Here is a 21,918-nt window from a genome sequence, read left to right as displayed (position 1 = left end):
GGCCTGTTTTTTACCTGCTGCTAGTCCCTATGTAGAGTTGATTCTAGCACAGCGCAAATTTTTGGTTTAACGCCCAAACAATGGATTTTGATACGGTTTTTTCTCCCTTGATCAAGTCTAGTAACATTCGCTACGAACCAATCTTAAAGGCCTCGACAAACATGCCATAGACAAAGCCAATTTTGAGGATATTGAGCAGGAAAAAAAATACATTATTACTATTTTGAGCCGGGTCATTGGGGTTGACCACCAATCTCTGGGGCTGCCTGTAATGGATGCGACTCACTAACTCAGTGATCACCAGTAAAACAACCCCAACAACTGGGTCCCAAATGGCGGCTTGTCCGGCAGTGGTGGGGATCACCGTACCAAGGGCATTGCCGAAAAGAAAAAGAATCAGAATTAGGGCTGTTCGTCGCCAGGGGTTTTGAAAAAAGCGACTAAACCTTACAAAAGCTTCTTCAAAAAGGGTATTGATACGGGTGCGCTGCATATAGAAGATTTGGAGAAATCAATCATTTGTTGAGGCGATCAAGGAGCCAAAGGGCAATGACGATCCCCGTAAAGTGGGAGGCGATCGTGTGGGTATTGGCCAGAATAATAAACAAATCTTTGGGTTGGATCAGCTGGGACGTGTTGGAAAAAACCGCCCCCTGGGGAATGGTTAGGGATTTTCCGAGGACTAGGCCCACAAATGCCTCGGCACCGATGATTGCAAACATCATCCCCAACAGGTTTGCCAGGAGGCCAAATTTAATAGTTTGAATGGTGTAGGACTTTTTCGGACGCAGGGAGTTATCCCCGGCCAGCATAAGCCGGGCAATGGTTTTGTAGCGGAAGAAGAAAAAGATGCTGACGATCAAGCCGACAATTCCAGCGGCGGCACAAAATAGACCAAAACTACTGCCTTGGACAAAGCGGGGATCTTGGGAAGCATTGGGCCCATCACCGCCGACTAAACTGGCACTGGCGAACAGAAGAATGAGGGCCGCTACAACGCCGAGGATAATCTGTACCCAAAAGCCAATATTGCCCGCTAATTTGAGGGTGGCCGAGGCTCTGAGGATTGCGGCGGGAATGGATGCTCCGGCCAAGGCGCCGTAGGAATCGCGTTTCATGGTCTATTTTGACGAGGCTGAAAGATCTTAGGTCTTTGTCTATTGTAGTCGCTCTGTTCCCCAGTCCTAGAGGAAGGGCGATCGCCCGCCTAGTTTTAAATTAGCGATGATTGGGAAAAAGGTTTTTGCAATAGTTTCTACACTTTCTCTGGGTTGAGGAAATTGAGTGCTGGTCCAGTCCCCGCCTCGGCATTCGGTTCGGACACACTAATTCAGGCGTTAAATTTTTTTCACTCCCGATCATCCAGCCCTATTTCCCCGTCCAAGAGCTTAATTAAAAACGCCAAGAAGCAGAACTAAAACGCCAGCAAGAGCAACAGTTATGCTTTAGGGACAGAAGATAAAACAGTGCAACTCCAGGCCAAGTTCCGGGAACTGGGCATTGATCCAGAAGCAGAATAAATCCACCGAGAGCAACAGGCTATGATGAGCATCAAGCTTTTTCAGATCTGAGCGTTCATGCACCCGATTCGCCTCACCTTATTTTTTATTGGCCTGAGTATCATTCTCGGGCTGATGTTGTGGTTGGTGAATTCTCTCTATCGCCTTTATCTCCAGGTGTCTTTTACGGCGCCTTTCCTGGCCAATGTGCTGATTTTGGTGTTGATTGTGCTGATGGGATTGATTCTCTGGACATTTTGGCGCTATTTCAATGTATTCAATGTCAATCGGCGTAAAACGCCCCGTTCTGGCCGGAAAGTTAGCACCTATCAGCCCAAGTTACCTGCTGAAAAAACAGAGGTGGCTGCTGCTAACCTGCGCACGATTCAGCAGCAGGTGAACCAAATCCAGGATAAAGTCGCCCAGAAAGTGCTGTTGAGTCGTTCCCAGGAGATCCAAGCGAGCTTTGAGCGACAAGAATTGCAGGTGGCGGTGTTTGGTACAGGGTCAGCGGGAAAAACATCCCTGGTGAATGCGCTGATCGGTCAGATGGTGGGCAATGTGGAGGCGACTATGGGCACGACCCAGACGGGTCAAGCCTATCGCCTCAAGCTAAAAGGGGTCGATCGCCAAATTTTAATCACCGATACGCCAGGGATTCTGGAAGCGGGGGAAGGGGGGATCCAACGCGATCGCCTGGCGCGGGAATTGGCCACCAATGCAGATTTGCTGATTTTTGTGGTGGATAACGACCTGCGTCAATCGGAATATGATCCCCTCTGTGATCTGGCGGAAATCGGCAAGCGATCGCTCCTCGTCTTTAACAAAATTGATTTGTACACCGCCGAAGATCAAGCGCTGATTGGCGATCGTCTCAAGGCCAAAGTAAGCCACCTGATTAACCCTCAGGATGTGGTGTTTGTCTGCGCCAATCCTCAACCCTTTGAACTGGAAGATGGCGAAATTTTTACCCCAGAAACCGACGTGATGCCCCTCGTAAAACGCTTGGCCGTCGTCCTGCGGGCAGAAGGGGATGATCTGCTGGCGGATAATTTACTCTTGCAATCCCAGCGCCTAGGGGAAGAAGCCCGCAAAATTATCGAATATCAACGGCGAAAACAAGCAGAACAGGTGATCGAGCGCTACCAGTGGATTGGGGCCGGGGTGATCGCCGTAACCCCTTTGCCCGTGGTGGATATGCTGGCGACGGCGGCGGTCAATGCCCAGATGGTGATGGAAATTGGCCGGGTCTATGGCTGCGAAATCGATGGCGATCGCGGCAAAGAATTAGCCGTTTCCCTGGGGAAGACCCTCGTCAGTTTGGGGGTGGTAAAAGGAGCAGTAGAAATTCTCGCGAAAATTCTCCAGACCAATGTGGCCACTTATCTCGTTGGTAAAGCGATCCAGGGGGTGACAGCCGCTTACCTCACACGCATTGCCGGCAAGAGCTTTATTGAATACTTTCGCCATGACCAGGATTGGGGCGACGGCGGGATCACCGAGGTGGTGCAGGAGCAATTTAAGCTCAGTAAAAAGGACGAATTTGTCAAAGATTTTGTCGGCGATGCAATCCTCAAAGTCGTGAATCCTTTCAAGGAAGTTTGGCAGATCGACCTAGAAGAAGATCCAGAATTAGCCGAGCTGGAATGGACTACGCCCCAGCGGCGACGGCAGGACGATTGGTAGGTTTTGTTGAGGCAGACTTTTATGACAATCCAGCGACAGATCGATTGGCAAAAATTAGCAGAGATCCACGAACTCAAGGAATTTTTTGCGGCCGACTTTAGGGGCTTTCAAGGAGAAATTACCCAGCAATTGCAAGGCCTCGATCAGTTTCCCCCGGCAACCCTGGAAAAATTGGCAAAATTGCGTGCCCTCGAGGTGACCAACGGGATCACCCAATGGGCCTATCGACGGGGGGCAGACCAAGCGCTGTCCATTGAGCAAACCCGCCAGTGCATGAACATGGTGATGGGGTTTATGAAAAATGTGGAATTGACCTTTCCGAGCATTGGCACGATCGCCTTTAGCGATTGGGAAAAGGACTATGTGCGGCGGGTGCGGGGGCTGTACATTGATGCGTTTAAAAATAATGTTCCCGGGGCAGAACTGGCGTTCCATGCTATTTCTACCGCCCAATTTATCGCCTGTGGTCAGCAGAGATTGAATGGGGCGATCGCCCTCGTAGAACAGGATTACGGCGAGTTATTTTCAAGCTACTTTATCGAGCGGATGAAAAAATATATCGGCGCTTACCTAGATAGTTTTAGCGAAAGCCCATAAGATCCAAGACTGCGCCTTAATGGCATTGGGGAGAACGAATCAGCGATGAAAATTCAGGCAGTGGACTACACAACCCTGGTGGCAGTGGTCACAGAGTTGCAGCGGGACTGGGTGCCAGCCCGGCTGGAGCAAGTTTATCAATATGACAAACAAACCCTCTGTTTGGCCCTGCGCACCCTGGAAAAACGGGAATGGCTCTGGCTGTCGTGGCACCCCCAGGCGGCCCGGCTCCATCTAGGCGATCGCCCCCCCAGAGACCCCGATACCTTCACCTTTAGCGACCAACTGCGCCACTTAATCAAAGGGTCAGCCCTATTGGGCATTGCCCTGATTCAACCCTGGGAACGGGTGGTGGATTTTCAGTTTGGCGATCGCCCCGGAGAACCACCCCAATGGCATTTATACGTTGAAATTATGGGGAAGCACAGCAATGTGATCCTCGCCAACGCTGACCAGCAGATTGTCACCACCGCCCAGCAAATCAGTGGCGATCGCTCTGCTGTCCGCCCAGTCCAAACGGGGCAGCCCTACGAATTTCCCCCCGCGCTGACGAAAACAGCCCCCAACCTGACAGAATCCCCTGAGCGCTGGCAGGAACGGATCGCCCTGTTGCCAAAACCGCTCAAAAAACAAATCCTCGAAAATTACCGGGGCGTCAGTCCGATGCTATTGGCAGGGATGATCCAAGCCGCCCAGCTCAACCCGGAGCAAAACACCGACAGCCTCACCCCGAACAATTGGCAAAGCCTTTTCCAACAATGGCAACGGTGGCTCACCTGTTTAGAACAGCGGCAATTTTGCTTTACAGCCCAGGGGGATCAATATCAAGTGATTCCTTGGGGAACGAATGAGCCGCCCTGCTTACCTTTGCAGCAAAGCCTCAATACCTACTACCAAAGCCGTCTCAACCAGCAAAACTTCCAACAACTCCACCATCAACTCCAGCAAAAAGTAACTGGCCTACTCGATAAACTGGGGCAAAAAGCCAAACTCTTTAAAAATCGTCTGACAGAATCCACTGAAGCAGAGCAATATCGCCAGTGGGGGGACCTGATGATGACCTATCTCCACGAATGGCAACCGGGGTTAAGGGAAATTGCCCTGACAGATTTTGTTTCGGGAGCTCTGGTCAAAATCCCCCTCCAGCCCGATAAAAACGCAGTGCAAAATGCCCAAGCTTTCTATAAACAACACCAAAAGCTCAAGCGAGCGAGTCAGATTGTGCAACCCCTGCTTGCAGAAGTAGAAGGGGAGATCCATTACCTCGAACAGATTGAGGCAAGCCTTGGGCAAATTGCCAGCTACCAGGAGGCGATCGACCTAGAAGCCTTGCAGGAAATTCAAGGGGAACTGATTCAAGGGGGCTACCTCAAAACCAACCGGGAACCCAGCGCGAAAAAAGAAGTTTCTAAGCCTCACATTTACAGCACGCCAGGGGGGGCGGAACTCTGGATCGGGCGCAATAATCAGCAAAATGATCACCTAACCTTCCGGGTTGCGAATGATTATGACCTTTGGTTCCACAGCCAGGAAATTCCTGGTAGTCATGTTTTATTGCGCCTCGAGCCCGGCACAGTCCCCGATGCGGCAGAATTGCAATGGGCGGCGGATTTTGCGGCCTACTACAGCCGGGCGAGCCAAAGCGAACAGGTGCCGATCGTTTATACCAAACCCAAAAATGTCTATAAGCCCAAGGGCACAAAACCAGGCATGTGTATTTATAAGCAGGAAACGATTCTCTGGGGGCAACCCCAACGGGCAAAACAGGCGATCGCCCAGCTTAAAACAGCCACCGCCACCAAAGAAAATTTGGATCGTTCCCAAAAGTAGGGGCACTGGTTTCGGTTCATGGGGGGAAAAGGTATGTAATCCCTCACTTGATTTTTAGGAGAAAAAATGCTTCTTAAACCCTAAATGCATCTCAAATCTTTTCCAGGCAAGACTTTCGGCTATTTTGACCACAGTCGCTATAAAACATTAGCAGTCGCCCCCTAGGAGTGCTAAATTTGCTAGTGACGTAAAATTTTATAGCAAGAATTCCTATGGCTAAGATTGTCTCTTTTAAGGATGACTCCCGCCGCTCCCTCGAAGCTGGCATTAATGCCCTCGCCGATGCGGTCAAAATTACGTTAGGGCCTAAGGGTCGCAACGTATTACTCGAAAAGCAGTACGGTGCACCCCAGATCGTGAACGATGGGATCACCGTCGCCAAGGAAATTGAACTCAGTGACCCGCTGCAAAATACTGGTGCTCGCTTGATCCGAGAAGTCGCTTCCAGAACAAATGACAGCGCTGGGGATGGCACCACCACCGCCACCGTCATGGCCCAAGCTCTGATTCGTGAAGGTCTGAAGAATGTGACTGCTGGCGCTAACCCCATGTCTCTCCGCCGGGGGATTGATGCCGCAGTGAAATTTCTCGTGAAAGAAGTAGCCGCGATCGCCAAGCCCGTTGAAGGGGATGCGATCGCCCAGGTTGCTGCTGTTTCTGCCGGGAACGACGAAGAAGTGGGCCAAATGATCTCCGATGCCATGGCCAAGGTCACCAAAGATGGCGTGATCACCGTTGAAGAATCTAAATCCCTCGCCACCGAACTGGACGTAGTAGAAGGGATGCAACTCGATCGCGGTTACATCTCCCCCTATTTCGTCACCGACCAAGAGCGCCAAATCGTTGAGTTTGAAAATCCCTACATTCTGCTCACCGACAAGAAAATTTCGGCGATCGCCGACCTCGTTCCTGCCCTCGAACAGGTAGCCCGTTCCGGTCGTCCCCTGTTGATCATCGCTGAAGATCTGGAAGGGGAAGCCCTCGCTACCCTCGTGGTGAACAAAGCCCGGGGCGTTCTCAATGCCGCTGCGATCAAAGCGCCCAGTTTTGGCGATCGCCGTAAGCAAATGCTCCAGGATATCGCTGTGCTCACCGGTGGCCGCGTGATCTCCGAAGAAGTGGGTCTGAGCCTTGAGGCGATCGAGCTGGATATGCTCGGCACCGCTGAAAAAATCACGATCAGCAAAGAAGAAACCACCATCGTTTCCGGTGGCGGCAGCAAAGCTGACATCGATGCCCGGGTTGGTCAAATTCGGAAGCAACTGGCTGAAACCGACTCCGAATACGACATGGAGAAACTCCAGGAGCGCATCGCTAAACTGGCGGGTGGTGTCGCCGTGATCAAAGTCGGCGCGGCCACTGAAACCGAACTCAAAGATCGCAAGCTCCGCATCGAAGATGCCCTCAACGCCACCAAAGCGGCTGTGGAAGAAGGCATTGTTCCTGGTGGTGGCACAACCTTGATCCACCTGGCCGGGAAACTGACTGCCGTGAAAGACAGCCTCAGTGACGCCGAGGAAAAATTAGGGGTCGACATTGTGGCCCGCGCCCTCGAAGCGCCCCTCCGCCAGTTGGCCAATAATGCTGGGGTTGAAGGCTCTGTCGTCGTTGAACGGGTCCGTAATAGCGAAGCCAACATTGGCTACAATGCTGCCACTAACGAATATGTTGACATGATCGCCGCTGGGATTATTGACCCGGCCAAGGTCGTTCGTTCCGTGCTGCAAAATGCCGCTTCTATCGCGGGTATGGTGATCACCACTGAAGCCCTCGTTGTCGAGAAGCCCGAACCGGAAGCGGCTGCCCCTGACATGGGTGGCGGCATGCCTGGTATGGGTGGCATGGGCGGCATGGGAATGCCCGGTATGGGGATGATGTAATTTAATCGCTGGATCTTTCCGTAAAAAATCCAGCGATTAAATCATCTAAATAAGTTAATGGGGCATCCTCTGGGATGCCTTTTTTGCGGTCTATGAGTATTCTTCTGGCTCAAGCTAACACGGCGTAATTTAGGCAAGCTCTCCGCCTGCAAGCTTGATTTTAGAAGGATGCTGCCATCGAACTTTAATGGGGGCGATCGCCCACCTGGGTCCCAGAGGATTGCTCTAACCAATAATCTAATACTTCTTTGAGAGTCTGGGGGTTGAGGGGCTTACTTAGATAGTCATCCATGCCCGCTGCAAGACATTTATCCCGATCGCCTTTCATCGCGTTAGCAGTTAGGGCAATAATCGGGATCTGGCGATGGCGATCGCCCCCTTCCCCTTGGCGAATAAATTGGGTCGCTTGGTAACCATTCATTTTTGGCATGAGGCAATCCATCAAAATCAAATCATAGGGCTGAGTTTGGCTTACTTTTTGGAGAATATAGAGTGCTTCCAGGCCATCTACGGCGGTATCAACCTCGAATCCCAATTTTTGGCAGAGGCCCCGGGCAATGATTTGATTGACTTTGTTGTCCTCCACCAGCAGGAGTCGTGGTTTAGGCTGATCTCGCAAAGGCTCACCAACGATAACAGAGGGGGACTTGGGAGTCGTCGCCCTGACCGGGGTTGTTGGGCGGCAAGCGGCCCAGAGCTGATGCGGTAACACCGGCTTCGTGAGATAACGCACAGGGATTGTTTTCGGTAGCCCGAGGCCCTGTAGATCTTCATAGAGGTGGTAGGTTAACAGCAAAATTTGCGCAATGGGTCGGGGAGCATTGGCTTGGAGTTGTTCAATCTGAGTACCCATTTCGATAGTGCCAACGCCATAGTCTAGGATCAAAAATAGGTTGTCCCGGGTGGGGGGCTGGGTTTCCCAGAGGAGCACTGCCTCCTGGAGACTCGTTGCAGGTCGGACAACGACATCCCAAGTTTCTAGCTGTGCCTGAAGAACACTCCGTTGTTGGGGATGTTCTATCACCAACAGCACTTCAAGATCATGGAGTTGCTCCGTGGCGATCGCCGCGGCTGCGTCGAGGGCCGGCTGGAGGGTAACACTAAACGTAAAGCAGCTCCCTTTCCCTGGGGTGCTCGTCGCCCCAATAGTACCACCCATAAGTTCACAGAGCCGCTGGGTAATTGCCAGCCCGAGCCCTGTACCACCGTAGCGCCGGGTCGTCCCCATATCCAGTTGGGTGAATGGTTGAAAGAGACGCTCCAACTGTTCAGCAGCCATGCCAATGCCCGTATCACTCACGGCCCCTTCTAAACAGAGGAGATCGCCCTGGGGTTGGACACGGATACGAATCACAACTGCGCCTTGTTCTGTAAATTTGATCGCGTTACTGACGAGATTCAATAAAATTTGGCGCAGGCGACCAGGATCTCCTCGTACCGCACTACAGCGAATTTCGTGTAGATCAAAAATCAATTGAATACTTTTTTCTTGCGCAGTGAAGACAATGGTTTTCGCAAAATTCTCAAAAAATTGATACAAATCAAACTCCACCACTTCTAACTGGAGTTTGCCCGCATCAATCTTCGAAAAATCGAGAATATCGTTGAGCAAAAAGAGTAAAGATTCTGCACTGGAAAGGGCCACAAGAATATTGTTTTCTTGCTCTGGGGTGAGATCGGTATAGCGCAATAAATTGAGCATACCGATGACGCCGTTCATGGGGGTGCGAATTTCATGGCTCATGGTGGCGAGAAACATGCTCTTGGCAGTGGCCGCAGCTTCGGCGGCTTCTTTCGCCAGGATTAAATCTTGTTCAGTTCGTTTGCGATCGCTAATATCACTATGAGTCCCGATCACGCGCAACGGTTCCCCTGTCTCAGTGCGTTGAATCACCTTGCCCCGGTCAAGGACCCATTTGTAAGTATTATCTTTGCAGCGAATTCGATGTTCATTACGGTAAACATCTGTTTGGTTTGAAAAATGAGCCTGAATATCGTGAAAAACCAACGCTAAATCATCGGGGTGAACGCGGCTTTCCCATTCCGAGAGGGTGTCCCCAATTTCCTGATCCGCGTAGCCCAACATCGCTTTCCATTGCCGCGAGAAAAAGACTTTATCGGTTTGGGCATTCCAGTCCCAGACCCCATCCCCAGAGCCTTCGAGGGCAAACTGCCACCGGAGTTCACTTTCCCGGAGGGCCTGTTCTGCCAAGATTCTTTCGGTAATGTCGAGGGCTGTGCCAAAAAAACGGATAATTTTGCCTGTGGTGTCTTTTTGGCTACTGCCACGCGCTTCATGGTGAAAAATTTGCCCGTCAGCCAACTGAACCCGGTATTGGATGGTATAGCTTTCTCCGGTGGCGATCGCCTGCTCAACACAAGTTTTGAGTCGTTCTCGATCTTCTGGATGAATTAAAGCCCAATGTGCGTCGTAGCTGGGAGGGCATTGGCCGGGGTCGAGACCAAACATTCGCATCAATTCTCGGGACCAATAGAGTTGCCCGGTGATGATATCTAATTCCCAACTACCGATGTGGGCGAGACGCTGGGCTTCTTGGAGGAAAGATTCATTTTGTTTGAGCTGTTCTTCGATTTGCTTACGGGCGGTGAAGTCAATGTGAGAACCCACCATGCGCACGGGCTCTCCTGCCTCTGTCCAATCAATCACTTTGCCGGAGCAGATCACCCAAACGGTTGAACCATCTCGATGGTGATAGCGCACTTCGTTATAGAACGGAATTTCACCATGGCTGGCGATATGGGCGGCCAGATTTTGATTGACGGCTTCTAAATCTTCTGGAAAGATCAGCCGCTGCCAAGATTCTGGACAATTGGGTAGTTCATGGTCTTCATAGCCCAGCATTTTTTTGAGACTGGGGCTAAGATATTCGGTGTTTTTGATCAAGTGCCAATCCCAGTAGCCCGCCAAGGCATTTTCAAAGATTTCTTCAAGGATCTTCAGCTCGTGGGCAAGGGTGTCATTTTGGGATCCAACGGTGACATCTTGATCCCGGAGGAGTTGTTGGAGGCGATCGCCTGGGAGTATTTTGAGGGGTAAGCCTTGGTCATCGACAATGACCAAAAAAGAAAAATTTTGTCCCTGGAGCTGTTGGGCGATCGCCTGGATTTGCGCAGGGTCGGCATCGGCACGGATGACCCATGGTAACTGCATAATCGCGGCGGCGGTCAAGGTTTGAGGATCTTCCCCTCGGGCGATCGCCCCCATGATGTCCCTAGGGCTAACGACGCCGAGGCGTTGCGGAGCCGCCTTCACCAACACCGCCACCAGATCTGTATTTTCCCAAAACAAAGCCCCCAATGCCTGAAGCGATGTGTCAGGGGACACAAGCACTGGTGGATAAGTTGAAGCAGCGTCCAGCTCAAGGTCGAATAAGGGGGCCATAGATATGGACATAGCAAAAATAGCCCGGGATTGAATGACAAAAGTTGAAGGCTAGATTTTTATTTTAAAAAACCCTACAAATTATTTTATCGAGCTGAGCTAAAAATATTGTTTTTCTAAGATAAAACCAACAAATCTTTATTGGTAATTACCCAAACTGATTTTTTCTGAAACCTGGGGGGTGTTCGTGTTTAAAATCAATTCTGTTAAAGCAATGAAAACACTTTGGGTGCGGGCTAAAATCTTGGGCACTATCTTTATTGTAACTTCATTTAACAGGGGCTCTGGCTTTTTAACCATTCATAATCTTGGTCTTGACTTTTTTGATTTTTCTTGGGTGAAATTAAAACTTGGTAGCCAGATTTTTTCTTGCATTTTTGATAATAAAGCCGCATTAAGTTGATGTGGGGAACGCGACATTCTGTCCATTTATTATCGGTAGCCCGGACTTTTTTGGCCCCATGGGTTTGACCATCGAGAATATCCTTTAGGGCTTTGATCAACGTTGCCAGATTTTCGGGCTGTTCTGCAAGGATCTGGAGGGAATCTCGTAGCAGGGTAATTTCGGGCAACAGGGCATTGACCAGGGCCTGAATTTGCTCGAGGTTGAGGCGATCGCCTTTTGGGTCGGTGGCAGTTTCTGGCGCTTGGGCCTGTTGCTGGAGATTAAATAACAAAATTTTTTGTTGCTCTAGATCCACAGCGTAATCTTGTAGTTGGGCCTGGAGCTGACTGATTTCTGCTTCTTTAGCTTTGACAACATCCCGCTGGGACGCCGCCAAAGATTCAAGAATTTCGTCGATGTCACGGTTATTTTCCCGGAGTTTCGTCTGGTTCGCCCGGTTGAGGGCCTGGGCCTGGTGCAATTTTTTTTCGAGGTCTACCTGGGCCTGCATTTCTCGCTGGAGACGCTGTTCGAGGTTGGCGATCGCCTGCTGAAAATTCTGAGCTTGGGTTGTGATTTCCCCATCATAGGTTTGGGCCTGGAGTTGCAACTGCGCTTCATAGGCTTCCTGTTGGGCCGCAAAACTTTTTTTTAGTTTCAAAATTTCCTGCTTTTGGAAAGGCCGCAGCGCAAAAAATAACCCAATTCCCCCTAGGCCAAGACCCCAAAAAAAAGAAAAATCCATAACCACCGCTGCTTTTTTTCGCCGTTAGCTTTTCTCCAATTTAGCCCAAGGACACCCGGATTTAGAGCCCCGTAGAACCGAACCCTCCCGTACCTCGTGTGCTTTCTGGGAGTTTGTCCACCACCGTAATTTTTGGGTGAATGACTGGAGTCATCACCAGTTGGGCAATGCGCATCCCTGGTTCGACTCGAAAAACCTGCTCACCATGGTTCATGAGAATGACACCAATTTCACCCCGATAGTTGGCGTCGATGGTGCCAGGGCTATTGAGTACGGTGATGCTGTGCTTGAGGGCTAAACCGCTGCGGGGCCGGACTTGCAGTTCTGTCCCAATGGGGATTTCTGCTGCGAGGCCTGTTTTGATGAGGGCCGTTTTGTGGGGGGCGATCGCCACCGCTTCGAGGGCATGGAGATCTACGCCAGAATCCCCGCTATGGTGGTATTGGGGAACAATCGCCCCGGGGTGTAGTTTCAAAAAACGTAGGTGCATAAATTAACAAGCAGTGGTTTGCAAACGACGTTTAAGCAATTGCGGATCACCTTGATCCACAACCCGACCATTTTCTAGCAAAAAAGCGCCATCACAAAAATCTAGTTCATCGAGGCGGTGGGTTACCCAGAGGGCAGTCATCCCGCGACTTTTGACGAGATGTTGCACTTGCCTGACGAGATCTAATTGGGTATCTCCATCCAGCAGGGCGGTGGGCTCATCTAACAGTAAAACTTCACAATGGCGGGCGATCGCCCCGGCGATCGCCACCCGTTGCTTTTGGCCACCACTAAGGGCATAGATGGGCCGCCGGATAAATGTTTCGAGACCCACGGCTCCCAGGGCCTCGGTGACCCGCTGTTGAATCACCTGGGTTGGTAATCGTTCTGAAACTAGACCAAAGGCAACGTCCGCCCCGACAGTGGGCATCACGAGCTGGTGATCCGGATTTTGAAAAACAAAGCCCACCGGTTGTACCAGGGCCACCGTGCCAGAGGTCGCTTCTAATAGACCGGCCAGAATTCTCAGTAATGTTGATTTACCACTGCCATTAGTCCCGAGGAGCATCCAAAATTCCCCTTGGGGGACGGCCAAGTTACAGTGACTGAGAATTTTTTTGTCTGGTTGCCAACTGAAGTTTAAGTTTTCGACGGAAATGGCAGGGCTAGGCATGGCTCTGGCGGGGATAGGGATCCATAAATTGCAACAAATGGACGCAGGAGCAAAATAAAGGGGAGCGATCGCCCCCCACGAGTTCAGCAAAATGAATGTTACTCCGCGCCTTGGGTGGCAAAGAAACCAGGCACTCGGCCTGCTGCCGCTGCCCCACTTTTTTTATTTAAAATAACGGCACTGATTTGATCACTGAGGAGAGCAATTTTTTTATCTTCGTCTTTCTCACAGGTGAGCTCGAGAATTGTTGCGTGGTCGCTCCGCATCGCTTCCAACACAGAGTAATAAAGGGCCTGGGCCGCTTCAGCTTCCTTGCGTTGGACTGAGACGGGGATCGGGCTATATTTGAGGGTCAAATCTAGACTATACATGCAGCTTTAGGGGGTATTTTTCCTGGTATTTATCTTAGACGGTTTAGGGATCAGGGTTGGGCCGCTTCGGCGATCGCCTTAATTCGACGTAGTTGAGCTTGCATATCTTTTTTTGTCCAACGGGCAGCAAAAACTTGAAATCCCCAGCGCACCAATGGATTTGGAATATCAAACTGAAAGCGATTTACCAACTGTGTGCCTGTCTCCGTGGGGATGCATTCCCAACGGTCTCGGCCCCGAAAAAAGCCGCTAAATTGCCAAACGATTAAGCCGGGTTCCCGTTCTACCACAGCATTATTGAGCACAAGCTTGACGAGGGAAATTTTTAACCAGAAACGACTTTTACTTTCTAGGTCTGTGCTCCAGCGATCGCCCAAGGGCTCACATCGCAACAGGGGGTTTAGCCAACGGTGCATAGTATCCAAATCCGTAAAACACTGTTCGACACAGGTGGCACTGGCCCGCACTTGAATGGACTGCTCAAAAATTTCCATTAAAAATTCTATCTAAAGGTGGATTTTTTCAAAATTATGACAAGAAATATCGCAAATTTCCCTTTTTGCGGATGAAAAATTGGGGCATCCTTTGTAGGGTGGAAAGGAAATGGCATAGCCATGAATTAGCGCAAACACGTCTTTTTTTGCCGTAATTAGCGATTTAGTCACTTAAATTTTAATTTGTAAAACAATGTCACTTCCAATCCCTATCTTGGGGCCACCCATTGGTGTCCCTCACTTTGCCTTTGCGCTCCAGTTACCAGAATCATTACAAATCCTCATTGGGGAAGATGTCGCCAATGTTGTGAAGGCGATCGCCATTCTAATTATCGGTTGGCTTGTCGCCCTCGCCATGAAAGCCATTGTCAGAGGGTTACTGAAAAAAACCGAAATTGACAACAAAATTGCCGCTTGGATTACAGGTCATGACGGCAAAACAGATTTACCCATTGAAATTTGGGCCGCCAATATCGTCTACTGGTTCGTCATCCTTTTTACAGTGGTGGCAGTTTTAGAAACACTCCGGCTAGAGGGGGCTTATACACCGCTCAATCAGCTCCTGAGCCAAGTGACGAATTTCTTGCCCCAACTCTTTGCGGCGGCCCTGTGGTTGGGGATCGCTTGGTTGGTGGCGACGGTGGCCAAGTTAATTGTCGTTAAGGGTTTGAGCACATTTCGTCTAGACGAGCGCCTCAATCCAGCTGCCCCAGAACCGGACCCAGAAGCCGCCCCGCAACCACCAGTGACCAATCTCAGCGAAACCATCGGCAATGCGCTGTATTGGTTTATTTTCTTCTTCTTCTTAACGCCCATTCTTGAAACCCTGGGCCTCGAAAATTCCCTTGCCCCCCTGCGAAATTTAGTGGACCGGGTGCTGTTGATCTTGCCAGATCTATTTGGGGCGGCCCTCATTGGGGTCGTGGGTTGGTTTATTGCCCAGGTAATCCGGCGCCTCGTCACCAATCTCCTACAAGCAACGGGGGTAGATCAAATTGGTGAAAAATTTGGCCTTACCAGTACTGCTGGCAGACAGTCTCTGTCCTGGATTTTAGGGACGATCGCCTATATTTTGATCCTGATTCCCGTCGCCATTTCTGCCTTAGAGGTGGCGCAGATTGAGGCGATTTCTCGTCCGGCGATCGCCATGTTGGATCAGGTGTTGATGCTGTTCCCGAAAATACTTGGGGCGGCCATTATTCTCACCTTTGCCTATGTGGTTGGGGAATATGTATCGGAGTTTGTCAGCAATGTGCTAACCGGCTTCGGCTTTGATAATGTCTTAACTTGGCTCGGACTAGACGGAATTATCAGCGCGGCCCCTAGGGATGGCGATGGTGAAACAACGAAGCCTGGTAAAACACCTTCCCAGATGATGGGTAAAATTTCCCTGGTGGTGATCCTGCTGGTGGCAACCCTGACAGCGGTAGACGTGCTACAAATTGAAGCGCTAACCACGGTGGTAGAAATTGTTTTGGCGATCGCCGGACAAGTATTGGTTGCTTTACTTATCTTTGCTTTGGGTTTGTATTTTTCCAATATTTCCTACAGGGCCCTGGCGGCGTCTGGATCGAGACAATCGAAAATTCTCGGTCAAGCGGCGCGGGTCATCATCCTTGTGCTTGTGGGGGCGATGGCCCTAGAGCAAATGGGCATTGCGACAAATATTGTTAATCTGGCCTTTGGGCTCCTCGTCGGGGGCATCGCCGTGGCGATCGCCATTGCTTTCGGCCTTGGGGGGAAAGAGATTGCCGGCGAACAGGTCAGGAACTGGTTAGATTCTCTGAAAGATAATTAATTTTGGACAATTTGTCGGGTATTAACTGAACAATTGACGCGGCAAGACATGGCGATCGCCATGTCTTTTTTTGAACATAGCTTTACAGCCCACTAACGCAACCTTAACGTGCCGATTAAGGGACTGTGCCACCCTTCCCATAGAATCTAATTTCGTCATTGTGGCGATCGCTTGTCCCTGTGCCATCAAACGTTTTGGAAGTCCTGTGAACAGCCAACCCAATCTTCCGCTCCCAAAGCCTTTCTCCCCACCGGAACCTGCCCTTGTCCCCAATCCTCTAAGGCTCATTCCGGCCCCCTATCAAGCCAAAAATCAGGGGCGATCGCGCTTTTTGTTTGTCGGCGATGCCACCCAACCTGTGACCGAACTAACCGTTGACCCCAATATTTCTAGTCGCTACCAAATGCTCCGGGCCGCTGACCTGACGCTTGTGGCCCCTTTCCGTCTAAAAATTTTGCACTTTAATGACCTACACGGACGGATCGCGCACCTGGCCCCGGAGGGAAATATCGCCGTTTTTTCGCGCCTCGTCTCCCGATATCGACAGCAGCAGCAAAAATACGCCCACAATCCCCAGGCGGGGGTCTTGCTACTCTCTGCCGGAGATGACATGGTGGGCACGCCGTTTGATGCCCTGGTTTCTGAGGGTTACCATCCCTATGATCTCTACCAAACCTTGGGAGTGGACGCCGCTGCCCTGGGGAACCATGACCTTGATTTGGGAACCCAGGCGATCGCCAAAATCATTCAACGGTCGGGGAATTTTCCGTTACTGTCAGCTAATTTAAGACCACCTCAGCGGTTAAAATCGTGCATTTATCCTGCCGCATTACTAGATGTCCAAGGGGTGCGGGTCGGTATCATTGGTTTGACTACCCCGGCCCAAATGAAGGGTTCCGATGCACGCAATTTAACCTTTAGCGATCCGGTCCAGGTGGTCAAAAATCTTCTGCCGTTGTTGCGCCCCTATTGCCATGTGCTCATTATCCTCAGTCACTTGGGCTATGACTTGCATTCGACTAGTGCAGCAGTGGTCGGTTATGGCGATCGCCAACTGGCAGCGGCTTTACCCCATGGTGCAGTCGATCTGATTATCGGCGGCCATACCCACCACATCTTGAATGAAACTGGCCTTAACCAAGACAACATCGTGAATGGCATCCCCATTGTGCAGGCGGGGACCCTTGGCCGCTTTTTGGGAGAAGTAACCATTACCCTCCAGGGCGATCACCCTGCTGCCACCGTCACCAATGCCAAACTATGGGCAACGGCGGATCTTCCAGTCGACCAAACCTTTGAAAAAAAACAAATTATGCCCATTGTTGCATCGCTCCATCAGAAACTAAACCATCCTCTAGGGATCGTCATTGACCATGTCGATCTAGGCAATGACGCCGTTTTAAATGATTTTGCGAGCCGTGAATCTGCCTTCGCTAATTTCATCACAGCGGGGATGCTCACCCAAGCCCAGGCGCAAGGATACGCTGTGGATCTTGCCCTGACCGATGCAGCGGTATTACGCACCGGGCTACCCCCGGATACCTTTGTCTACGGCGATTGGTTTGCGGTGATGCCCCATGCAGATACCTTGCGTTTCTTTCAGATCACCGGGCAACAACTCCTAATGCTATTACAGGACAATGCCCAGCGGGCCAACCGACCTGGGGAGCCCCATTTGGAGCGGGGGTTTGTGCAATTTAGTCGGCAAATTCGCTACAAAATCCAGTTAGGGAAGCAGCGCCAGGCTAGCCGAGCAACAGCGATTTTCGTCAATGGCCGGCCCTTAGAGGAACAATTGGCGCAAACTTTTACCTTTGTGACCCACAGTTTTATCCGTCAGGCCGCTTGCCATTGGGAGCGCCAATTTAGCAAACAAAATCCTCGCCTTGCTCTGTTTAATCTCGATACACTACCCAGTAAAGATACTGAACTCTTGCTGCGGGACGTTCTAATCGCCCATATCAAAGCCTATGGCGGTGTCACAAAAGTTGGCGGCGTATTCCGAGATGGACGCTTAGTCATCCTCGAGGGTTGCGGTCAATCCCTAGTCCAACCTTAAACTGGGCTTCACCTGGGGCCGATTGAATGGGAAATGTTTTTTGCTGTTTTTGACCCGGACTGTTGCTGCCCATGAAAATTGTTATGTTCTCCATCAATCCTCTCTTTCGCGACTATGTGACGGGGGGCGCACCAAAGCAGATTAAAAATATCTCGGTGTATCTGGGAGAACTCGGCCATGAGGTGGTGATCCTTGCGACCCGCTGCGTCGACAGTTGTGTTGAATTTCGTTGGCATGAAAACGTCCTTGTTAAACCAATATTGCGTTTTCGTCAGCCTTTTCCCCAACCCTACGGCATCCCTGCCTATGACATCGCAAATATGATCCAGGATGTGGCGACCCATTTGGACGGAGCCGATCGCTTCTATATGCACGATGGCGAATTTCTCTTTCCCTATGCCTATCAGCACATCCCGACGGTGGTGGCCCTACGGGATAATGTTTACCCAGAAACAATCTTGGGAGGCTTTCTCTTCCAAGGCGATCGCCTGATTGCGGTGTCGGAATATTCGCGGCGATTTTACGCAGAAACCATGGGGCGATTTTTTGCAGATTTTGACGAGCGCTTATTGGTGGTTTCAACGGGTATTGATTGGGACATTTTTAAACCCACAACTCCCAAGGAGATTTTAGAGATCGTTCCGGTGGATCCCGCCCAAGATGCCATTGTGATTCACCCCCACCGCCCGGAGCCGAGTAAGGGTTTGCCCCAAACCATCGCCGTTGCCGATTTACTGGTGCACCAATACGGCATCAAAAACTTAAAAGTCTTAGTGCCCCGCTGGTTGAAGGTGGGTTTATCCCCGGAAGTGGCGGCTTTCTATCAAGAGATGGAAACGGAGATTCAAAGCCGCCATTTAACGGAGCATTTTATCTTCCATGAATGGGTGCCCCAATCGTTGATGCCGCAATATTACAGTCTGGGGGCGGTAACCTTGGGCTTAGGTAATTTCGTGGAATCCTTTGGCAATGCCCCCTATGAATCCTTGGGTTGCGGTACGCCGGCAATTGTCTCGCGGGTTTCGACCCACCGGGAATTGTTGCCGGATCACCTGATTGATAAAGTCCATTTTGGGGATGCAGAAACCGCAGCGGCGATCGCTGCTCAGATGATTATCGAAAAACGCAAACCTTCTCCGGAAACCCTTGCTTATCTTCACGAGAATTATGGTGTACAAAGTCAGTTAGAAGGTTATGCCCAGGCGATTTTAAACGCAAAGTGCCGCGAACCTCTCGCCTACCGTCATACACCAATCACTGCTGAAACTCGCTACAAATTGCCCGCCTGGTGTTACCTCTGGGAAGGGGGCATTTACCATGATTTTCTTGCTCAACACCAAATCATCCCGGCTCTGCAAACTCTCCTCCAGCAATATCCCCAGGGCTTTAGTGAACAACAGGCGATCGCCCAAAATATTTCTCCGGCACAGCTTGAAGGCTGGTATCGCGATGGCTATCTCATTGCCCAGTAGTAACCTTGAGACGCAGCCTGTCGCGTAAAAATTTGTTTACAATGTCAACTCTGTAAGAATTGATAAGTAAGCCTGAGATCTATGCAATATCGTCGTTTTGGTCGTACCGAACTGCAAATGCCCGTCTTTTCCTGCGGGGGAATGCGCTATCAGTTCAAATGGCAAGACCAAGACCCGAATAAAATCCCCGCTGAAAATCAACATAATCTGGCGGCAACGATCAGGCGATCGCTTGAACTGGGCATCAACCATATCGAGACAGCGCGGGGTTACGGCACCTCGGAAATGCAGTTGGGCTGGGTGTTGTCTCAATTTAAGCGAGAAGATCTCATTATCCAGACGAAGGTTTCCCCCAAAGCTGATCCCGAAGCATTTCGCCGCGAAATTGAAAAATCCCTGGATTATCTACAGGTAGATTATGTTGATCTTTTCGGGCTGCATGGCATTAATAATCAAGAAATTTATGACTTCGCCTTTAAGCGGGGTTGCCTTGAGGTGGCCCAGGATTTGCAGCGACAAGGACGGATTCGCAACATTGGTTTTTCGACCCATGCCCCCACGGACTTGATTATCAAAGCTATTGAAACGGGGACGATGGACTATGTGAATTTGCACTGGTATTGGATCAATCAGGACAACTGGCGGGCGATCGAGGCGGCAACTCGGCAGGACATGGGCGTCTTTATCATTAGCCCCTCAGATAAGGGCGGGCATCTCTACAACCCACCCCAAAAGTTAGTGGAGCTCTGTGCGCCGCTCCACCCGATGGTTTTTAATGATCTATTCTGTCTGTCCCACCCCCAAATTCATACCCTGAGCATAGGCGCGGCCCGGCCATCGGATTTTGATCAACATTTAGAAACCCTGACCCTATTGGATCAAGCCAATGAAATTTTGCCAGAGATTCTCGCGAGACTTGAAAATCAGGCGATCGCCTCCCTAGGGGAAGATTGGGCCAAAACCTGGAAAGTGGGCCTCCCTACCTATGACCAAACCCCCGGCGAGATCAATATCCCTGTGATTTTGTGGCTGAGAAATTTGGCGATCGCCTACGACATGATTGAATACGGCAAAGCCCGCTATAACCTAATGGGCAACGGCGGTCATTGGTTTGCAGGGCAAAAGGCCGACAAGTTAGCAGAAATGGATCTGCGCAATGCCCTGCGCCTCAGTCCCCACCGCAAGGTCATCCCCCAATATCTCCAGGAAACCGATAAACTGCTGGGATCGACTGCCGTTAAGCGTCTTTCCCAGAGCTGAAAATAAATTCGGGAAAAAGGCGATCGCCCCCCAGTAGTAAATCTCTCTAAACAGGCGCATTCTTCCCAGAGTTCTGCATCTATATTGAGAGCATTAGCGCAACCTTTACGTTCCTATGCTCAACAAAAATACCTTTTTCTTAGCTCTGCTGGTGTTTATCCCCATTTCCATCGCCGGCCATGTTCTCGAATGGAATCCTGTTACTGTGTTCTGCACAGCGGCGATCGGCATTATTCCCTTGGCTGCTTTCATGGGGGAAGCCACCGAAGAAATTGCCGTGGTGGTCGGCCCCAACCTGGGGGGGTTGTTAAATGCCACCTTTGGAAATGCCACCGAATTAATCCTGGCCTTTGTCGCCCTCAAATCAGGCTTAGTGGACGTTGTCAAAGCGACGATTACCGGGTCAATTATTAGTAACCTGCTGTTGGTCATGGGCTTTGCGATGCTTCTGGGGGGCCTGAAATTTAAAGAACAAGACTTTCAACCCACCGCCGCCCGTCTAAATGCATCTTCCATGAACCTGGCCGTGATCGCCATCTTGATTCCCACCGCCGTAGAATATACCTCTACTGGCATCGGTGAATCGACCCTACAAAATCTCTCTGTGGCCGTGGCGATCGTCTTGATCCTCGTTTATGGCCTTACCCTACTTTTTTCCATGAAAACTCACTCATATCTATATGATGTGGGGATTGCAGAAGTCGAAGAAGAAGGCGAAACAGAAGAAGAAGCAAAAGCCAAAGTTAATCTGTGGTTTTGGGTTGGCGTTTTACTGGTGGTGACCCTCGCCGTCGCCATTGAATCAGAGCTGCTGGTTGGTTCCCTCGAAGAAGCTACCGTAAGCCTTGGCCTGAGTCCTCTATTCACCGGGGTAATTCTTCTACCGATCATTGGTAATGCCGCAGAACACGCCACTGCCGTCACTGTCGCCATGAAAGACAAAATGGATTTATCCGTGTCCGTCGCGATGGGCTCCAGTTTGCAAATTGCCCTATTTGTGGCCCCAGTACTGGTGATTGCCGGCTGGGTTATTGGGCAACCAATGGATCTTGATTTCAACCCCTTTGAATTAGTAGCTGTAGCCGTAGCGGTACTTATTGCCAATTCCATTAGCTCCGACGGCAATTCCAACTGGTTAGAAGGGAGTTTATTACTGGCAACCTACGCCGTCTTAAGCTTGGCCTTTTTCTTCCATCCCGCTGTTCCAGGCCTCCTTTGACTAACTGCTGAGGGGCCGAAAATATGACCAAATAGACTTGCTTGCAGCAGTTATACAG

17 protein-coding genes are annotated in these 21,918 nt (G+C 50.5%); 9 read left to right on the top strand and 8 right to left on the bottom strand.

The window, feature by feature from the left end; translation table 11 throughout:
• Positions 1 to 130 precede the first annotated feature (130 nt).
• Complete coding sequence (locus ACZ45B_RS13635; RefSeq protein ID WP_024545677.1) at positions 131 to 493, bottom strand: DUF565 domain-containing protein; 363 nt, start codon at positions 491 to 493, stop codon at positions 131 to 133.
• Positions 494 to 515: 22 nt separating this feature from the next.
• Positions 516 to 1,118: a DUF3611 family protein gene (locus ACZ45B_RS13630; protein ID WP_024545678.1), complete on the bottom strand. Its 603-nt coding sequence runs from the start codon at positions 1,116 to 1,118 to the stop codon at positions 516 to 518.
• 459 nt (positions 1,119 to 1,577) lie between these two features.
• Here ACZ45B_RS13630 and ACZ45B_RS13625 point away from each other — a divergent pair, with 459 nt between their 5' ends.
• The 4 genes from ACZ45B_RS13625 (at position 1,578) to groL (ending at position 7,492) form a co-directional block, all read left to right on the top strand.
• Positions 1,578 to 3,185, top strand: coding sequence for a YcjF family protein (locus ACZ45B_RS13625; RefSeq protein ID WP_024545679.1), 1,608 nt, complete (start codon positions 1,578 to 1,580; stop codon positions 3,183 to 3,185).
• 21 nt (positions 3,186 to 3,206) lie between these two features.
• A complete protein-coding gene (locus ACZ45B_RS13620; protein ID WP_024545680.1) occupies positions 3,207 to 3,782 on the top strand; it encodes a hypothetical protein in 576 nt (191 codons plus the stop codon).
• A 51-nt stretch (positions 3,783 to 3,833) separates the two neighbouring features.
• Complete coding sequence (locus ACZ45B_RS13615; protein WP_024545681.1) at positions 3,834 to 5,612, top strand: Rqc2 family fibronectin-binding protein; 1,779 nt, start codon at positions 3,834 to 3,836, stop codon at positions 5,610 to 5,612.
• A gap of 212 nt (positions 5,613 to 5,824) precedes the next feature.
• Positions 5,825 to 7,492: a chaperonin GroEL gene (groL, locus tag ACZ45B_RS13610; RefSeq protein ID WP_024545682.1), complete on the top strand. Its 1,668-nt coding sequence runs from the start codon at positions 5,825 to 5,827 to the stop codon at positions 7,490 to 7,492.
• A 184-nt stretch (positions 7,493 to 7,676) separates the two neighbouring features.
• On the opposite strand, the gene ACZ45B_RS13605 is transcribed toward groL, so the two are convergent.
• The 6 genes from ACZ45B_RS13605 to ACZ45B_RS13580 all read right to left on the bottom strand — a co-directional run bounded on the left by ACZ45B_RS13605 (position 7,677) and on the right by ACZ45B_RS13580 (position 14,052).
• Complete coding sequence (locus tag ACZ45B_RS13605) at positions 7,677 to 10,895, bottom strand: PAS domain-containing protein (protein WP_024545683.1); 3,219 nt, start codon at positions 10,893 to 10,895, stop codon at positions 7,677 to 7,679.
• A gap of 272 nt (positions 10,896 to 11,167) precedes the next feature.
• The gene (locus ACZ45B_RS13600) at positions 11,168 to 12,025 is read right to left on the bottom strand and encodes a hypothetical protein (RefSeq protein ID WP_464674885.1); all 858 of its coding nucleotides are present in this window, start codon (positions 12,023 to 12,025) and stop codon (positions 11,168 to 11,170) included.
• Between the two features lie 61 nt (positions 12,026 to 12,086).
• A complete protein-coding gene (gene dut, locus ACZ45B_RS13595; RefSeq protein WP_024545685.1) occupies positions 12,087 to 12,515 on the bottom strand; it encodes a dUTP diphosphatase in 429 nt (142 codons plus the stop codon).
• A 3-nt stretch (positions 12,516 to 12,518) separates the two neighbouring features.
• Positions 12,519 to 13,187 carry an energy-coupling factor ABC transporter ATP-binding protein gene (locus tag ACZ45B_RS13590; RefSeq protein WP_024545686.1) on the bottom strand — a complete coding sequence of 223 codons (669 nt, stop codon included), beginning with the start codon at positions 13,185 to 13,187 and terminating at the stop codon, positions 12,519 to 12,521.
• 98 nt (positions 13,188 to 13,285) lie between these two features.
• Complete coding sequence (locus tag ACZ45B_RS13585; protein ID WP_024545687.1) at positions 13,286 to 13,558, bottom strand: hypothetical protein; 273 nt, start codon at positions 13,556 to 13,558, stop codon at positions 13,286 to 13,288.
• 50 nt (positions 13,559 to 13,608) lie between these two features.
• Positions 13,609 to 14,052 carry an SRPBCC family protein gene (locus ACZ45B_RS13580; protein WP_024545688.1) on the bottom strand — a complete coding sequence of 148 codons (444 nt, stop codon included), beginning with the start codon at positions 14,050 to 14,052 and terminating at the stop codon, positions 13,609 to 13,611.
• A gap of 193 nt (positions 14,053 to 14,245) precedes the next feature.
• On the opposite strand from ACZ45B_RS13580, the gene ACZ45B_RS13575 reads away from it, so the two are divergent.
• From ACZ45B_RS13575 to cax, 5 genes are all read left to right on the top strand, one after another.
• Positions 14,246 to 15,850: a mechanosensitive ion channel gene (locus ACZ45B_RS13575; protein ID WP_024545689.1), complete on the top strand. Its 1,605-nt coding sequence runs from the start codon at positions 14,246 to 14,248 to the stop codon at positions 15,848 to 15,850.
• 205 nt (positions 15,851 to 16,055) lie between these two features.
• Positions 16,056 to 17,909 carry a bifunctional metallophosphatase/5'-nucleotidase gene (locus ACZ45B_RS13570; RefSeq protein ID WP_236612435.1) on the top strand — a complete coding sequence of 618 codons (1,854 nt, stop codon included), beginning with the start codon at positions 16,056 to 16,058 and terminating at the stop codon, positions 17,907 to 17,909.
• A 71-nt stretch (positions 17,910 to 17,980) separates the two neighbouring features.
• Positions 17,981 to 19,381, top strand: a complete 1,401-nt coding sequence (locus ACZ45B_RS13565) for a glycosyltransferase family 4 protein (protein ID WP_024545691.1) — start codon at positions 17,981 to 17,983, stop codon at positions 19,379 to 19,381.
• A gap of 81 nt (positions 19,382 to 19,462) precedes the next feature.
• Positions 19,463 to 20,641 carry an aldo/keto reductase gene (locus ACZ45B_RS13560; protein WP_024545692.1) on the top strand — a complete coding sequence of 393 codons (1,179 nt, stop codon included), beginning with the start codon at positions 19,463 to 19,465 and terminating at the stop codon, positions 20,639 to 20,641.
• A gap of 115 nt (positions 20,642 to 20,756) precedes the next feature.
• Positions 20,757 to 21,860, top strand: coding sequence for a calcium/proton exchanger (gene cax, locus ACZ45B_RS13555; protein WP_024545693.1), 1,104 nt, complete (start codon positions 20,757 to 20,759; stop codon positions 21,858 to 21,860).
• The last annotated feature ends 58 nt before the right edge of the window (positions 21,861 to 21,918 follow it).

Source organism: Picosynechococcus sp. NKBG15041c (genome assembly GCF_055380235.1).
This window is presented reverse-complemented; position numbering and strand designations above follow the sequence as displayed.

What these genes read in the sequence shown, in the direction of transcription:
- ACZ45B_RS13635 (WP_024545677.1), bottom strand. Translation starts at nt 493, where the DNA reads ATGCAGCGCACCCGTATCAATACCCTTTTTGAAGAAGCTTTTGTAAGG.
- ACZ45B_RS13630 (WP_024545678.1), bottom strand. Translation starts at nt 1,118, where the DNA reads ATGAAACGCGATTCCTACGGCGCCTTGGCCGGAGCATCCATTCCCGCC.
- ACZ45B_RS13625 (WP_024545679.1), top strand. Translation starts at nt 1,578, where the DNA reads ATGCACCCGATTCGCCTCACCTTATTTTTTATTGGCCTGAGTATCATT.
- ACZ45B_RS13620 (WP_024545680.1), top strand. Translation starts at nt 3,207, where the DNA reads ATGACAATCCAGCGACAGATCGATTGGCAAAAATTAGCAGAGATCCAC.
- groL (WP_024545682.1), top strand. Translation starts at nt 5,825, where the DNA reads ATGGCTAAGATTGTCTCTTTTAAGGATGACTCCCGCCGCTCCCTCGAA.
- ACZ45B_RS13605 (WP_024545683.1), bottom strand. Translation starts at nt 10,895, where the DNA reads ATGGCCCCCTTATTCGACCTTGAGCTGGACGCTGCTTCAACTTATCCA.
- ACZ45B_RS13600 (WP_464674885.1), bottom strand. Translation starts at nt 12,025, where the DNA reads ATGGATTTTTCTTTTTTTTGGGGTCTTGGCCTAGGGGGAATTGGGTTA.
- dut (WP_024545685.1), bottom strand. Translation starts at nt 12,515, where the DNA reads ATGCACCTACGTTTTTTGAAACTACACCCCGGGGCGATTGTTCCCCAA.
- ACZ45B_RS13590 (WP_024545686.1), bottom strand. Translation starts at nt 13,187, where the DNA reads ATGCCTAGCCCTGCCATTTCCGTCGAAAACTTAAACTTCAGTTGGCAA.
- ACZ45B_RS13585 (WP_024545687.1), bottom strand. Translation starts at nt 13,558, where the DNA reads ATGTATAGTCTAGATTTGACCCTCAAATATAGCCCGATCCCCGTCTCA.
- ACZ45B_RS13580 (WP_024545688.1), bottom strand. Translation starts at nt 14,052, where the DNA reads ATGGAAATTTTTGAGCAGTCCATTCAAGTGCGGGCCAGTGCCACCTGT.
- ACZ45B_RS13575 (WP_024545689.1), top strand. Translation starts at nt 14,246, where the DNA reads ATGTCACTTCCAATCCCTATCTTGGGGCCACCCATTGGTGTCCCTCAC.
- ACZ45B_RS13565 (WP_024545691.1), top strand. Translation starts at nt 17,981, where the DNA reads ATGAAAATTGTTATGTTCTCCATCAATCCTCTCTTTCGCGACTATGTG.
- ACZ45B_RS13560 (WP_024545692.1), top strand. Translation starts at nt 19,463, where the DNA reads ATGCAATATCGTCGTTTTGGTCGTACCGAACTGCAAATGCCCGTCTTT.
- cax (WP_024545693.1), top strand. Translation starts at nt 20,757, where the DNA reads ATGCTCAACAAAAATACCTTTTTCTTAGCTCTGCTGGTGTTTATCCCC.